General features: G+C 67.0%; 14 protein-coding genes. 10 read left to right on the top strand and 4 right to left on the bottom strand.

Going from position 1 to position 14,976, the window contains the following annotated elements:
• Positions 1–216: 216 nt before the first annotated feature.
• Positions 217–555 (bottom strand): YdcA family protein, encoded by a 339-nt coding sequence (locus HMPREF2581_RS08385; protein WP_003109297.1) that lies wholly within the window; start codon positions 553–555, stop codon positions 217–219.
• Positions 556–821: 266 nt separating this feature from the next.
• On the opposite strand from HMPREF2581_RS08385, the gene HMPREF2581_RS08380 reads away from it, so the two are divergent.
• From HMPREF2581_RS08380 to HMPREF2581_RS08360, 5 genes are all read left to right on the top strand, one after another.
• On the top strand, positions 822–1,862 hold the full coding sequence (locus tag HMPREF2581_RS08380) for an aliphatic amidase (RefSeq protein ID WP_003091756.1): 1,041 nt from the start codon (positions 822–824) through the stop codon (positions 1,860–1,862).
• An 83-nt stretch (positions 1,863–1,945) separates the two neighbouring features.
• On the top strand, positions 1,946–3,061 hold the full coding sequence (locus HMPREF2581_RS08375) for an AAA family ATPase (protein WP_003091753.1): 1,116 nt from the start codon (positions 1,946–1,948) through the stop codon (positions 3,059–3,061).
• Positions 3,062–3,086: 25 nt separating this feature from the next.
• A complete protein-coding gene (amiC, locus tag HMPREF2581_RS08370; RefSeq protein WP_003091751.1) occupies positions 3,087–4,244 on the top strand; it encodes an aliphatic amidase expression-regulating protein AmiC in 1,158 nt (385 codons plus the stop codon).
• Complete coding sequence (gene amiR, locus HMPREF2581_RS08365) at positions 4,241–4,831, top strand: transcriptional antitermination factor AmiR (protein WP_003138254.1); 591 nt, start codon at positions 4,241–4,243, stop codon at positions 4,829–4,831. Before amiC ends, amiR begins: the two co-directional genes overlap by 4 nt.
• A 521-nt stretch (positions 4,832–5,352) precedes the next feature.
• The gene (locus HMPREF2581_RS08360) at positions 5,353–6,027 is read left to right on the top strand and encodes a DUF3313 domain-containing protein (protein WP_003091746.1); all 675 of its coding nucleotides are present in this window, start codon (positions 5,353–5,355) and stop codon (positions 6,025–6,027) included.
• Positions 6,028–6,073: 46 nt separating this feature from the next.
• Here HMPREF2581_RS08360 and HMPREF2581_RS08355 read toward each other — a convergent pair whose 3' ends face one another.
• Entirely contained in the window at positions 6,074–6,421 is a 348-nt protein-coding gene (locus HMPREF2581_RS08355) for a fucose-binding lectin II (protein ID WP_003138256.1), read from the bottom strand.
• Between the two features lie 466 nt (positions 6,422–6,887).
• Between HMPREF2581_RS08355 and HMPREF2581_RS08350 the strand changes: the two genes are divergently transcribed.
• Together HMPREF2581_RS08350 and HMPREF2581_RS08345 are read left to right on the top strand one after the other, a co-directional pair.
• On the top strand, positions 6,888–7,946 hold the full coding sequence (locus HMPREF2581_RS08350; protein ID WP_003138259.1) for an HlyD family secretion protein: 1,059 nt from the start codon (positions 6,888–6,890) through the stop codon (positions 7,944–7,946).
• A 22-nt stretch (positions 7,947–7,968) separates the two neighbouring features.
• Positions 7,969–8,979 (top strand): DUF2955 domain-containing protein, encoded by a 1,011-nt coding sequence (locus HMPREF2581_RS08345; protein WP_003119630.1) that lies wholly within the window; start codon positions 7,969–7,971, stop codon positions 8,977–8,979.
• Positions 8,980–8,983: 4 nt separating this feature from the next.
• Here HMPREF2581_RS08345 and HMPREF2581_RS08340 read toward each other — a convergent pair whose 3' ends face one another.
• Entirely contained in the window at positions 8,984–9,862 is an 879-nt protein-coding gene (locus HMPREF2581_RS08340) for a DMT family transporter (RefSeq protein ID WP_003138261.1), read from the bottom strand.
• Between the two features lie 56 nt (positions 9,863–9,918).
• Positions 9,919–11,265 carry a D-serine ammonia-lyase gene (dsdA, locus tag HMPREF2581_RS08335; protein ID WP_003138263.1) on the bottom strand — a complete coding sequence of 449 codons (1,347 nt, stop codon included), beginning with the start codon at positions 11,263–11,265 and terminating at the stop codon, positions 9,919–9,921.
• A gap of 325 nt (positions 11,266–11,590) precedes the next feature.
• On the opposite strand from dsdA, the gene HMPREF2581_RS08330 reads away from it, so the two are divergent.
• From HMPREF2581_RS08330 to HMPREF2581_RS08320, 3 genes are all read left to right on the top strand, one after another.
• The gene (locus HMPREF2581_RS08330) at positions 11,591–12,832 is read left to right on the top strand and encodes a glutamine synthetase family protein (protein WP_003138264.1); all 1,242 of its coding nucleotides are present in this window, start codon (positions 11,591–11,593) and stop codon (positions 12,830–12,832) included.
• A 183-nt stretch (positions 12,833–13,015) separates the two neighbouring features.
• Positions 13,016–14,320: an MFS transporter gene (locus tag HMPREF2581_RS08325; RefSeq protein WP_003091737.1), complete on the top strand. Its 1,305-nt coding sequence runs from the start codon at positions 13,016–13,018 to the stop codon at positions 14,318–14,320.
• Positions 14,321–14,361: 41 nt separating this feature from the next.
• Entirely contained in the window at positions 14,362–14,973 is a 612-nt protein-coding gene (locus tag HMPREF2581_RS08320) for a TIGR04282 family arsenosugar biosynthesis glycosyltransferase (protein ID WP_003109303.1), read from the top strand.
• Positions 14,974–14,976: the final 3 nt, after the last annotated feature.

The raw sequence follows: 14,976 nt of genomic DNA, 5'->3' as shown, positions 1-14,976 counted from the left end.
TTAGAGTAGAGAAAATAAATCTGTCCCCTTTATGCTCCTTTATGGTCCTTTGCCCCTGAGTCACTATTAGGGGCTCCACATGCTTGCAGGCCCCGAGCGTCTTCTTTTGTACCTGATTGAGCGTCAGTACGCCTATGCGTCCCAAGGTGCGCCTTTTGGGACGCCATTTCATGCTCTGCTCCAGCTTCCCTCGCCGCTTCGACAGTCCGCTTGCCGTCACTTTCTCCGATAGCTTTTCTTGCCGCCCGGCGTCAGGCAGTACACCCCTCCGCGCGGGCCCGTGCAGAACGAGCCGCTGCCACAGGCACAGCCCTGCGTCGTGCCTTGCAGACGCTGTACGGCGGGTTGTCCGGTACGTCCGCCGGCGTTGCCGAAGTAGGCCGCGCAACTGCGCTTCGAGGCGCTGATGGAGCCGTCGTTGCAGAGGAAGATATCGCCGTCGCAACCGGCGATACCGCCTTTCTTTCCCGAGCAGGGGCTATTGGCAGCCAGCGCCGGAAGTGCGCAGACCGACAGGAGGAAGAGGGCGATCGAGGCGAAGAGTCCGAATTTCATTGGCGAAGCTTCCGTGCGAATGATGGCTGCATGCTATCTCAGGCGCGCGCCGTGCGCTTTCGCGAGCGCGCCGATTACATGGTCTTACCCGAGCCTTGACAGGTCTTTTCAACGGGGCTTATAAGTGGCGCCATCAGGTCATGCGCATCAGCGTCGATGTCGCGGGACCGAACCTAACGCATACGTACAGAGCAAATGGGCTCTCCCGGGGTTACCCGGGAGGGCCTTTTTTCGTCCCGAAAAAATAACAACAAGAGGTGATATCCATGCGTCACGGCGATATTTCCAGCAGCAACGACACCGTCGGAGTAGCGGTGGTCAACTACAAGATGCCGCGCCTGCACACCGCGGCGGAGGTCCTGGACAACGCCCGGAAGATCGCCGACATGATCGTCGGCATGAAGCAGGGCCTACCCGGCATGGACCTGGTGGTGTTCCCCGAGTACAGCCTGCAGGGCATCATGTACGATCCGGCGGAGATGATGGAAACCGCGGTGGCGATCCCCGGCGAGGAAACCGAGATATTCTCCCGCGCCTGCCGCAAGGCCAACGTCTGGGGCGTATTCTCCCTCACCGGCGAACGGCACGAGGAGCATCCGCGCAAGGCGCCGTACAACACCCTGGTGCTGATCGACAACAACGGCGAGATCGTCCAGAAGTACCGCAAGATCATTCCCTGGTGCCCCATCGAGGGCTGGTATCCCGGTGGCCAGACCTACGTCAGCGAAGGGCCGAAGGGCATGAAGATCAGCCTGATCATCTGCGACGACGGCAACTACCCGGAAATCTGGCGCGACTGCGCGATGAAGGGCGCCGAGCTGATCGTGCGCTGCCAGGGCTACATGTACCCGGCCAAGGACCAGCAGGTGATGATGGCCAAGGCCATGGCCTGGGCCAACAACTGCTATGTGGCGGTGGCCAACGCCGCCGGCTTCGACGGCGTGTATTCCTACTTCGGCCACTCGGCGATCATCGGCTTCGACGGTCGTACCCTGGGTGAGTGCGGCGAGGAGGAAATGGGTATCCAGTACGCCCAGCTGTCGCTCTCGCAGATCCGCGATGCGCGCGCCAACGATCAGTCGCAGAACCACCTGTTCAAGATCCTCCACCGCGGCTACAGCGGCTTGCAGGCATCCGGCGATGGCGACCGGGGCCTGGCGGAATGTCCGTTCGAGTTCTACCGCACCTGGGTCACCGACGCCGAGAAGGCGCGCGAGAATGTCGAGCGTCTGACCCGCTCGACTACCGGCGTGGCGCAATGCCCGGTCGGCCGGCTGCCCTACGAGGGACTGGAGAAGGAGGCCTGACGGCAGACGCCGCCAGCCCGGCGTGCCGTCGCGCGGCACGCCGTCTCCGCCATTTCCCCCCTGTGGCAGAAGGAGTTTCATCCATGCCTTTTCTGAGCGACATGCTCGACCAGTCCCGCCGGCAGCAGGACGAGGAACAGGCCCTGGCGCGGGAGAATCTCGCCGAGGCGAGTCTGCTCCAGGCCCACCTGAGCCACCGCAGCGCCCTGCACAGCCGCTTCCGTTTCGACCCGGCGGCGGTGATGGACTGCCTGCGCGCCGAGGTGCTCGGCCAGGAACCGGCGCTACAGGCCGTCGAGGACATGCTCAAGGTGGTTCGCGCGGACATCGCCGACCCGCGCCGTCCGCTGTTCAGCGCGCTGTTCCTCGGCCCCACTGGGGTCGGCAAGACCGAGATCGTGCGCGCCCTGGCCAGGGCCCTGCACGGCGACGCCGAGGGGTTCTGCCGGGTGGACATGAATACCCTGTCCCAGGAGCACTATGCCGCCGCCCTCACCGGTGCGCCGCCGGGCTACGTCGGGGCGAAGGAGGGCACCACGCTGTTGGAGCAGGACAAGCTGGACGGCAGTCCCGGGCGCCCCGGCATCGTTCTCTTCGACGAACTGGAGAAGGCCAGCCCGGAAGTGGTCCATGCGCTGCTCAACGTGCTCGACAACGGCCTGCTGCGGGTCGCTTCCGGCGAACGCACCTACCATTTCCGCAACACCCTGGTGTTCATGACCAGCAATCTCTGCGCCCATGAGATCCAGCGCTACGACGAGCGTCGCCAACGCCTGCCCTGGCGCCTGCTGCCGGTCGGCGGCGAACGCCGGCGGCGGGACATCGACGGGATGGTCCGGGCCCGGCTGCTGAAGACCTTCTCGCCGGAGTTCGTCAATCGTCTCGATAGCGTGGTCACCTTCAACTGGATCGAACGCAACGTCGTCGCGCGCCTGGTCGAGTTGGAGGTGCAGCGGCTCAACCGGCGCCTGGAGAAGCATCGCTGCCGCCTGGAGGCGACCCCGGAGGTGCTGGCGAAGATCGCCCGCGCCGGCTTCGACCGGCAGTTCGGCGCCCGTGCGTTGCGCCGCAGTGTCCGTCATCATCTCGAGGTACCGCTGGCCGAGCATCTGCTCGACCACCACCAGCCGGGCGACGGGAACTGCACGACCTACCTGGCGAGCCTGGAGCACGAGCGGGTTCGCTTCGTGCGGCGCTGAGCGACAGTCACAGGAGAGGAAACGGATGGGATCGCACCAGGAGCGGCCGCTGATCGGCCTGCTGTTCTCCGAAACCGGTGTCACCGCCGATATCGAGCGCTCGCAGCGCTATGGCGCATTGCTCGCGGTCGAGCAACTGAATCGCGAGGGCGGCGTCGGCGGTCGCCCGATCGAAACGCTGTCCCAGGACCCCGGCGGCGATCCGGACCGCTATCGGCTGTGCGCCGAGGACTTCATTCGCAACCGGGGGGTACGGTTCCTCGTGGGCTGCTACATGTCGCACACGCGCAAGGCGGTGATGCCGGTGGTCGAGCGCGCCGACGCGCTGCTCTGCTACCCGACTCCCTACGAGGGCTTCGAGTATTCGCCGAACATCGTCTACGGCGGTCCGGCGCCGAACCAGAACAGTGCGCCGCTGGCGGCGTACCTGATTCGCCACTACGGCGAGCGGGTGGTGTTCATCGGCTCGGACTACATCTATCCGCGGGAAAGCAACCATGTGATGCGCCACCTGTACCGCCAGCACGGCGGCACGGTGCTCGAGGAAATCTACATTCCGCTGTATCCCTCCGACGACGACGTGCAGCGCGCCGTCGAGCGCATCTACCAGGCGCGCGCCGACGTGGTCTTCTCCACCGTGGTGGGCACCGGCACCGCCGAGCTGTATCGCGCCATCGCCCGTCGCTACGGCGATGGCAGGCGGCCGCCGATCGCCAGCCTGACCACCAGCGAGGCGGAGGTGGCGAAGATGGAGAGCGACGTGGCGGAGGGGCAGGTGGTGGTCGCGCCGTACTTCTCCAGCATCGACACGGCCGCCAGCCGCGCCTTCGTCCAGGCCTGCCATGGCTTCTTCCCGGAAAACGCGACCATCACCGCCTGGGCCGAGGCGGCCTACTGGCAGACCTTGCTGCTTGGCCGCGCCGCGCAGGCCGCAGGCAGTTGGCGAGTGGAAGACGTGCAGCGGCACCTGTACGACATTTGCATCGACGCGCCGCAGGGGCCGGTCCGGGTGGAGCGCCAGAACAACCACAGCCGCCTGTCTTCGCGCATCGCGGAAATCGATGCGCGCGGCGTGTTCCAGGTCCGCTGGCAGTCGCCCGAACCGATTCGCCCCGATCCTTATGTCGTCGTGCATAACCTCGACGACTGGTCCGCCAGCATGGGCGGGGGAGCGCTCCCATGAGCGCCAACTCGCTGCTTGGCAGCCTGCGCGAGTTGCAGGTGCTGGTACTCAACCCGCCGGGAGAGGTCAGCGACGCCCTGGTCTTGCAACTGATCCGCATCGGTTGTTCGGTGCGCCAGTGCTGGCCGCCGCCGGAAGCTTTCGACGTGCCGGTGGACGTGGTCTTCACCAGCATTTTCCAGAATCGCCACCACGACGAGATCGCTGCGCTGCTCGCCGCCGGGACTCCGCGCACTACCCTGGTGGCGCTGGTGGAGTACGAAAGCCCCGCGGTGCTCTCGCAGATCATCGAACTGGAGTGCCACGGCGTGATCACCCAGCCGCTCGACGCCCACCGGGTGCTGCCTGTGCTGGTATCGGCGCGGCGCATCAGCGAGGAAATGGCGAAGCTGAAGCAGAAGACCGAGCAGCTCCAGGACCGCATTGCCGGCCAGGCCCGGATCAACCAGGCCAAGGCGTTGCTGATGCAGCGCCATGGCTGGGACGAGCGCGAGGCGCACCAGTACCTGTCACGGGAGGCGATGAAGCGACGCGAGCCGATCCTGAAGATCGCCCGGGAGTTGCTGGGAGACGAGCCGTCCGCCTGAGCGATACCGGCCTGTTTTCTGGCAACAGGCCGGGGCATGCCGATGTCGGAACGTTCGTCGAAGCATCTTCCTTGGGTTGCGGCGATTCTCTCCAAGTTCTTCGATTCTGTTTGGGAGTGGATCGTTTTCCGCAGGCGCTCGGGTAGAATTCGAAGCCGCTGTCCAGTGCGACTTTAATATGCCCGGAAGTTCGGTAGCGTTCGGGCGGGAAAGCGCAGGCTTGCCCTGGACAGACGCGGGGGCGGCGCGCTTGCGGGCCGTCGCTGTGCGAAGAGGCGCAGATGAACTGCGGCTCCCGCGGTTAGGGCTTCTCAATATTCCGGAGCTGGGTTTTCCTGCGCACTCATAACAGTTCTGAAATGAAAAGGTATTCGCTCTTCGAGAGTTGCGGAGCAATTCCGAATATAGCGTCGGCAAGCGATTTCCGTTTTTGCAACTTCTGCCTATATTCTGAGCGACTCGCTCTCGACTGAGCGTTTTCCATTGTTCGGCGACATTCCTTTCCCTGTTCGAGGCTCTTAATGAAACGACTTCGAGTTGCCGTTTCCTGCGCGCTGCTGGCGGCGCTGGTGGGTTGTTCCAATGGTCAGGTCAAGCCGGAAAACTACTCGGGCTTCATCGGTGACTATTCGACGCTGGCGCCTGCCACCGCGCCTTCCGGAGCGCCGCTCCTGCGCTGGGTAGACCCGCAGGCGGACGTGCGGCGCTACCAGCGGATCTACATCGAGCCCAGCAGGTTCTATCCGGTCCCGAAACCGAACGACAAGGTTTCCGCGAAGACGCTTGCGGACATCACGACCTACTACGATCAGGCATTGCGCCGTGAGCTGGGCAAGAGCCTGCCGCTGGCCAGCGCCCCCGGCCCGGGTATCCTGGTGCTGAAACCGGCGATCACCGCAGTTTCCAGCCATACCCAGGGTCTACGGCCATACGAGGTCATCCCCATCGCGCTGATCGCTGCTGGGATGAGCACGGCGGTCGGGATTCGCGACCAGGATACCCAGATCGCCACCGAGGCCATGCTGCTCGACGGTGGGGACAACAAGGTATTGGCGAAGATGGTGCGCCAGGGCACCGGCAAGGCGCTGGACGATTCCGATCAGCCGATCACGGGAGACGATGTCAAGGCGGTGCTGGACGGTTGGGCGGCCGACATGCGCATGTCGTACGAGAAGACTCTCGGTTCTCGTCGATGACGGTCGGCGGGGAACTGGCTAAGCGTCCCCGCCGCCTTTTCCGACGCTAGCCGAGCGGCCAGTTGATCACCACGACGGCGTCGTTGTAGTCGTTGTCGGTGCTGTCTTCAGAGCCGACCAGGGCGAAGTTCAGCTCATTGGCCAGGATCACCTGCGCCGAAACCAGATCCGAAGAGCGGCCATTGACGCTGACCAGGATCTGCACCTTGCCGCCGCCGCCCGAGTTGAGCACCTTGCTGCCGATGATGGCGTTGTTGGTGCTTTGCCCGGTGAAGGTCGCGACGGTTTCGTTGTTGACCTGCACGTTCACCGTCTGGGTTCCGGCCGAGTTGGCGAAGGCGGTGACGCCGAACTGGGTGTTGGCGGGAAGGGTGAACACTCCTTGTGTTGCCATGATGTATCTCCACTGAATACCTGGCCTGCCTTTTCAGGCAGCCGTCTGGCGCGCGGTATGGCGTGTCGGGAGAGATCCGCAGTCCTTGGCGGCAGGCGATGCGCAGGCAGGAAGGACGCATCGTTCAGCCAATCTACGCCGTCGACCGGGCGCGACCACTGCTAGAGTTCGCAGGAGGGCTACAGGGGTGTCCTGGCACTGGCGATGCATGGCCCGGTGCCGGTCTATGGCAGCCGCCTGCCGGCCCACTCGTTCGATTGTTACGCTGTCTGTAATGATCTATTGCCGATGCCGGCAGGCCAGGGGCGATTGTCTCGAAATATACTGCGTCACCTGGTCGCCGCAGCGGCGACGGCTACCCACTGGCCGTCGTCCGGGTCGCCGGTTCCATCCCGGCCGCGCCAACCCCCGCATTCAGGCCCCGCTGCGGCGACTGCATTCCCGCTGGATTCGAGGCTCGTACCCTATGACTCCCGATCAACGATTTGCCCGTTGGGTTCAAGTCGCTATCGCGGTATTCGTGTTGCTGTTCGTCTACTTCCTGGTCGCCGACCTGTGGATGCCGCTCACCCCGCAGGCCCAGTTGACCCGGCCGGTGGTGCGCGTCGCGCCGCGTGTCAGCGGTCAGGTCGCCGAGGTGCTGGTGTCCAACAACGGCCACGTGCAGCCCGGCGAAGTGTTGTTCCGCCTCGATCCAGAGCCGTTCCAACTGGCCGTGCGCCAGGCCGAACTGGCACTGGAGGAAGCCGAGCGCACCAACCGCGAGCTGGATGCCGCCATCGCCTCGGCCAAGGCCGACCTCCTGGCCGCGCGCAGCAGCGCCGGCGAGCTGGACAGCGAGGCGCGCCGCACCGCCCAACTGGTGCAGCGCCACCATGTGTCGCAGCAGATGCACGAGCAGGTCAGCGCCCAGGCCCAGGCCGCCCGTGCCCGGGTCGCCGCGGCCCAGGCGCGGATCGGCGAGCTGACCGCGCGACGCGGCACGGCCGGCGAGGACAACCTGCGCCTGCGCCAGGCGCGTAACGCCCTGGCCCAGGCCCGTCTGCAACTGCAATACAGCAGCGTCCGGGCCGACCGCGCCGGGACCCTGAGCAACCTGCAACTGACCCCGGGCACCTACGTTCCGGCCGGTACGCCGGTGGCGGCGCTGGTGGACGACCGCATCGACATCGTCGCCGACTTCCGCGAGAAATCGCTGCGCTACGTGCGCCCTGGCGACCGTGCGGCGGTGGTGTTCGATGCGCGTCCCGGCGAAGTGTTCGGCGCGCGGGTGGCGGCCATCGACGCCGGGGTCAAGGAGGGCCAGCTGGACGCCAACGGCGACCTCGCCGCGCCGGTCACCTCCGACCGCTGGGTCCGCGACGCTCAGCGCCAGCGCCTGCACGTGGTGCTCGACGAACTTCCCGAAGGCTTCCTGCCCACCGGTGCCAAGGCCACCGTGCAGCTGTATCCCGGCGACGGCCTGAGCCACCTGCTCGGTCGCGCGCAGATCGTCGCCATCAGCCTGCTGCACTACGTCTACTGACGCCATGCCGGCCAAGCTCGCGATGTCCGCCAACGACCTGCGTCAGTGCCTGCGCATCGCCGGCGGCGGCACCCTGGGGTTCTTCGTCTGCAAGCTGATGAACTGGGACTACGGCTCGTTCTTCGGCGTCTACCCGATGCTGCTGCTCGGCCTGACGCCGGTGATCAACCTGCACATCGTCCGCCAGTTCCTCGCCAACTCGGTGGTGATCAGCGTCGAGGTACTGGTGCTGTACGGGTTGTTCGGCGACCGGCCGCTGCTGATGACGCCTATCGTCTTCGGCCTCTTCGTCTACCGCTTCGCCCTGATGGCGCGCGGCCCGCTGTTCTTCTTCGGCGCACTGAGTTCGGTGTTCCTCTCGATGCTGCTGCACTTTGCCAGCTATCCGGACGTCGATCTGTTCGACATGCTCGCCAGCAACATGGTCGCCACCTGGCTGACGGTGGCCATCGCCGTGCTGATGTTCTACCTGTTCCCCGACGTCGAACCGCGGCCGCCGCGCCAGGCGCCGGCCAAGGACGCCCCCAGCCGGCGCCACGAGACGCTGCTCGGGGCCACGGTGGCGACCCTGTCCTTCGTGGTCTTCCAGACCTTCGACCTGAAGGACTCGCTGTCGGCGCAGATCGCCTCGATCCTGGTGTTGTTTCCCATGCACTGGAAGGGCGTGCACTTCGCCGGGCGCATCCGCGCCCTCGGTACGCTGCTCGGCTGTGCGCTGGCGGTGGGCTTGCAGGTGCTGCTCTACGATCACTACGACATCCTGCCCTTCGTCGCCCTGTTGCTGTGGATCTCGGCGATGTTCTGCGCGCGCATCCACATGCTGGAGAACGGCGTACCGGGGATCGGTTTCGGCGCGCTGACCACCCTGGCGATCGTCCTCGGCCAGTACCTGACGCCGACCCACGACATGATGTACAGCGTGCTCTACCGATTTACCTCGGTGTGCTTCGCGGTGCTGATCACGCTGATGACGGTGCTGGTGATCCACCTGTTTCTCAACCGCTTCGCCGCCACCCGGCACTACAGCCACTGAGGCCTCAGGCGCGCCGGCCCGGCCAGTTGACCAGCGCGACGCCGAGCATCACCAGCAGCATGCCGCCGATCGCCGCCGGCGCCAGGGGCTCGTCGAACAGCAGCCAGGAGGCCAGCGCGGTCACTGGCGGCACCAGGTAGAACAGGCTCGCCACCTTCGACGCGGCGCCATGCCGGATCAGCGTGTAGAGCAGGCCGACGGCGCCGAACGAGAGTCCCAGCACCAGCCAGCCGAGGGTCAGCACGAACGGCGTGCTCCACTGCACCTCGCGGCTTTCGAAAAGCAGCGCGGCGAGGCCGAGCAGGGCGCCGCTGGCCAGGTACTGGACGACGCCGCCGGTGCGCAGGTCCATGCCGCCGCAGAAGCGCTTCTGGTACAGCGTGCCGCAGGTGATCGCCGCCAGTGCCACCAGCACCGCGGCCCAGGCCAGGCCGTCGGCGCCACCGTGGATGCGGCCGAGTACCACCAGGGCTACGCCAGCCAGGCCGAGCGCCAGTCCCAGCCATTGCCGGCGGCTGACCTGCTCGCCGAGCCAGATGCCGGCCAGGGCCGCGGTAGCCAGCGGTTGCAGGCCGACCAACAGGGAGGTCAGGCCGGCCGACATGCCGTGCTCGATGGCGAGGAACACCCCGCCCAGGTACAGGCCATGGACCAGCAGGCCGGCGACCGCGACATGCCCGGCCAGCCGTGCCGAGCCCGGCCAGGGCGCACCGCTGAGCAGGGCGAAGGCGGCCAGCAGGGCGGCCGCGAGGAGCAGGCGGATGGCCAGGAAGGTGAAGGGCTCGGCGTACGGCAGGCCGAACTTGGCGCCGAGGAATCCAGTGCTCCAGAGCAGCACGAAGAGCAGCGGCATGCCGCTGCCGAGCCAGGCGGGTGTGCGCATGCAAGGTCCTCGTCGGGAGGTGGCGGGACGGTCGTGGCGCCCCGCGCGTGTCGGTGTCAGTCCAGCAGCGAGCGGCCTCGCTTCAGGTAGGCGCGCATTTCCGTCTCGGGCACCATGCCGCCGCCGGTGGCCCAGACCAGGTGGGTGGCATTGGCCAGGCGCGCCGAGGTCAGCCCCATGCGTTCGCGATAGCCCTGCGGCTCACGGGTGACCCGGGCGATGCCCGGCGCGCCGGCCAGGGCCGAGGGTTCCAGGCGGATGCCCTGGCTGCGCTCGAGCAAGGCGAGCAGGCGGAACAGTTCGTCGTCGTCCACCGTGTAGTAGCCGTCGAGCAGGCGCTGCATGGCGCGGCCGACGAAGCCCGACGGACGCCCCACCGCCAGGCCATCGGCGGCGGTGCGGTTGTCGATGCCGAAGTCCTGCACCGAAACCTGCTCGTGGCGGCCGGTATAGACGCCGAGGAACATGCAGGGCGAGTGGGTCGGCTCGGCGAACAGGCAGTGCACCGCGTCGCCGAACGCCAGCTTGAGGCCGAAGGCCACGCCGCCGGGACCGCCGCCGACCCCGCAGGGCAGGTGGACGAACAGCGGGTGCTCGCTGTCGACGCGGATGCCGGCGGCGTCCAGCTGGCCGCGCAGTCGCTCGGCGGCGACGGCGTAGCCGAGGAACAGGTCGCGGGAGTTTTCGTCGTCGACGAAATGGGTGTAGGGATCGCCGGCCGCTTCGCGGCGGCCCTGTTCCACCGCGACACTGTAGTCGGAGGCGTACTCCACCACCGTCACGCCGTGGGCGCGCAGCTTGTCCTTCTTCCACTGGCGGGCGTCGGCGGACATGTGCACGCTGGCCTGGAAGCCCAGCGCGGCGCCGATGATGCCGATGGAAAGGCCCAGGTTGCCGGTGGAGCCCACGGCTATCCGGTGGCGGGCGAAGAATGCCCGGCAATCCGCCTCGGCCAGCCGCGAGTAGTCGTCGTCGAGGCCGATCAGGCCGTGCTCCAGGGCCAGGCGCTCGGCATGGGCGAGCACTTCATAGATGCCGCCGCGGGCCTTGATCGAGCCGGAGATCGGCAGGTGGCTATCGCGTTTCAGCCAGAGCCGGCCGGGCAGTTCGGCGGCGTAATGCTGGCGCAGGGCATCGTGGAAGGCGGCGACCTCGACCAGGTCGGACTCGATGATGCCGCCGCTGGCGGCGGTTTCCGGAAACAGCCGGGCGATCAGCGGGGCGAAGCGCTGCAGGCGGGCGCTGGCGTCGGCCACGTCGGCGGCGCCGAGGCCGACGTCGGCCAGGGCTTCGGCGCTCGGCGCGATGGCCGGGTTGAACCACTCGCTCGGGCGCAGGGCGATCAGGTCGGCCAGGCGCGGGAATTCGGCGAGCCAGTCGGCCTTGGGTGTTCCGAGAATCAACGGCAGTACTCCTGTGGCGGGTAGGGCGGCGAAGGCACAGAGGATATACGCCTGGCCGGCGTTTTTCCTCGTACCCGGCAGGCAAGGCAGAACGCCTCTGCGGCGAAAGGCTTTGCACACGCGAGAATGTGCCGCATGCTTGATATCTTGAACAAGCGATGCGTATTTTGTACGCGGCCGCCGCCCGGTGCGGCATCCGCGATACCAACAAGGATAAGAAGTCATGACTATCGAAGGCCAAGGCTCACTCGCCGAACGGCTGGCTGGAGTTGAAGAAATCGAATGCGTCACCCCCGACCTCAACGGGGTGCCGCGCGGCAAGGTTATGACCGGCGAGGGCTTCCTCAGCGGCCGGCGCCTGCAGCTCGCCCGTGGCGTGCTGCTGCAATGCATCATGGGCGGCTACCCGCCGGCGCGCTTCTATGGCAGCGACGATGGCGACCTGGCGCTGGTCGCCGAGCCGACCCAGGTCCATCGCCTGCCCTGGAGCAACACTCCGCGCGCCTTCGCCATCTGCGATGCGCAGGAACTGGATGGCTCGCCGTCCGGGCTGTCCACCCGCGGCCTGCTCAAGCAGGTGGTGGCGCGCTACGCCGCCCACGGCTGGCAACCGGTGGTGGCCACCGAACTGGAATTCTTCGTCTTCGCCCCGAACACCGATCCCAACGAGCCGTTCCAGGCCCCGCTGGGGCCGGATGGCCGGCGCGAGCTGGGCTATTCGGCCTTCAGCGTGTCTTCCAACAACGGCCTGCGGCCGTTCTTCGAGGACGTCTACCGCTGCATGGATGCGCTGGGCCTGGTGCGCGACACCTTCATGCACGAGATGGGCACCAGCCAGTTCGAGATCAACTTCCTGCATGGCGACCCGGTCCTGCTGGCCGACCAGACCTTCCTGTTCAAGCACCTGCTCAAGGAGGTCGCGCTCAAGCACGGCCTGATCGTGGTGTGCATGGCCAAGCCGCTGGCGAAGACGCCGGGCAGCTCGATGCACATCCACCAGAGCATCGTCGAACTGGACGGCGGGCGAAACATCTTCAGCGAAGCCGATGGCGAGCCTTCCGCCGCGTTCCGCCACTTCATCGGCGGCCAGCAGGCCTGCCTGGCGGACTTCACGCCCTTCTTCGCGCCGCACGTGAACTCCTTCCAGCGCCTCTGCCATCCCTACGCATCGCCGAACAACGCCTGCTGGTCCCACGACAACCGCGCCGCCGGCCTGCGCATCCCGGCCAGCGGAGCCTCCGCGCGGCGCGTCGAGAATCGCCTGCCAGGCGCCGACGCCAACCCTTACCTGGCCATCGCCGCCAGCCTGGCCGCCGGTCTCTACGGCCTGGAGCACGAACTGGAGCCGAGCCCGGCGATCCAGGGCGAGTTCGAGGTACCGGAGGAACTGACCCTGCCCTGCACCATGTACGATGCCCTGCGGCGTCTGAAAGGCAGCGCGCTGGCGCGCGAACTGTTCGGCAGCGAGTTCGTCGAAGGCTACGTGGCGACCAAGAGCATGGAACTGACCAGCTTCTTCGACGAGATCAGCCCCTGGGAGCGTCGTGTCCTGGCAGCCCAGGCCTGATCCACCGTGGTACTTTCCTAGCCCTGTGTCACCCCCTGCCGCCTCGCGGCGGCAGGGTCGTGGTGTCGGGTGCCGGCTTCGGCATCCCGCGTCCTGTCCCGGGGCCTCCCCGGGACTCCAACGCTGTGCGAGCCGGGCAGTCCGCGAGCGGCGCCGGCTCCCTTGTACGGGACCGGAGGTCCGATGCGGCGGATTTTCTTCTCTTTTCGCGCTCTCTATTTCGCTACCCTGCTGATGCTCACCGGCTCCGGCCTGCTCAGCACCTACCTGGCGCTGCGCCTGGCGGCGGACAAGGTCGACGGCCTGTGGGTCGGCGCGCTGATGGCAGCCAACTACTTCGGCCTGGTGCTGGGCGGCAAGGTCGGTCACCGGCTGATCGCCCGGGTCGGCCACATCCGCGCCTACGTCGCCTGCGCCGGGGTGGTCACCGCCGCGGTCCTCGGCCATGGCCTGCTGCCCTGGCTGCCGGCGTGGATCGCCTTGCGCATGGTGATGGGCCTGGGCCTGATGTGCCAGTACATGGTGATCGAGAGCTGGCTCAACGAGCAGGCCGATGCCAGCCAGCGCGGCGCGGTGTTCGGCGGCTACATGGCGGCTTCCTACCTGGGCCTGGTGCTCGGCCAGATGATCCTGGTGGCGCATCCGCAACTGGGGCCGGAATTGCTGATGCTGGTGGCCTTCTGTTTCGCCCTGTGCCTGGTGCCGCTGGCCCTGACCCACAAGATCCACCCCGCGGCGCTGCGCCCGGCGCCGCTCGAACCACGTTTCTTCATCCGCCGGGTGCCGCAGTCGCTGACCACCGTATTGGTCTCGGGGCTGGTGGTCGGCTCCTTCTATGGCCTGGCGCCGCTGTACGCCAACCAGTTGGGGTTGCCCAACGAGCAGGTCGGCCTGTACATGGGCGCCTGCATCTTCGCCGGGCTGCTGGTGCAGTGGCCGCTCGGCTGGCTGTCCGACCGTCGCGACCGCGCCTGGCTGATCCGCGCCTGCGCCATCCTGCTGTGCCTGTTCGCCTTGCCGCTGGCATTGTTGCAACAGATGCCGCTGGCGTTGCTGCTGGCCCTGGGAATCGCCGCGAGCATGTTGCAGTTCACCCTCTATCCGCTGGCAGTGGCCTTTTCCAACGACCATGTGGAGACCGAGCGACGGGTTTCGCTGACCGCCATGCTGCTGGTGACCTTCGGCGTCGGCGCCTGCATCGGGCCGCTGGCGGCCGGCGCGCTGATGCGGCTGTTTGGCGCTAACATGCTATATGCGTTCGTCAGCGCCTGCGCGCTGATCCTGGTCTGGCGGGTCCATCCGGAGAAGGTCAGCGGCCTGCACCGGGTCGACGACGCGCCGCTGCACCACGTGCCGACCCCGGACAACATGACCAGCTCCCCGCTGGTCGCGGCGCTCGACCCGCGGGTAGACGAACAGGCGGTGCAGGAACAGATGGTCGATGGCGAGCCCGACGCGCCGCAGGCCGACGGCGCGATGCAGAACTGAATTCCGCTCGCCGCGGGAGCCGATAGGCAGGAGAGGTTGCGATGAGTCCGACGCTTTCCCTTCACCTGATGGTGCGCAACCTGCCGCCCGGGCAGCGGCGGCCGAAGATCGCCCAGGCCATCGGCGAGGAGAGCGCGGGACGCTTGCAGCGGGTATTGCTGGAACGCGCCCTGCGCCTGCCCGATCGCGGTTTCAGTGCCCGCATCCTCTGGTTCGACGACGATCTGGACAGCGATCTGCAGGCGCTGGCGGTGGCGTTGGGCTGGAGCCTGATGAGCCAGCCGGCCGGCGATCCCGGCGAGCGCATGCGGCGTATCGCGGCGCTAGGGTTGGCGGAAAGCGAGGCGGTACTGCTGATTCGGCACGACTGCCCGGTGCTGGACGGCGACTACCTGGAAGCGGCCTGCACCGCCCTGGGCCGCCACCAGGCGGTGCTGGGGCCGGTGGAGCGGGGCGGCTACGCGCTGCTCGGCCTGACCCGGGTCGACCCGCTGTTGTTCGAAGCGATGCCCTGGGGCGGAGACCGCCTGCTGGCGCTGACCTGCGAGCGTCTCCGGCAACTGGGCTGGGAGCATCACCTGCTGCCGGCGCTCTGGGACGTCGACCGTCCCGAGGACCTGCCGCGCCTGGCGGCGCTGGGAGTGGTCCTGTGAGAC

This window comes from Pseudomonas sp. HMSC057H01 (assembly GCF_001836405.1).
Classification (GTDB): domain Bacteria; phylum Pseudomonadota; class Gammaproteobacteria; order Pseudomonadales; family Pseudomonadaceae; genus Pseudomonas; species Pseudomonas aeruginosa.
Note: the sequence above shows the minus strand (reverse complement) of the source record. Positions and strands in the feature narration are given on the sequence as shown.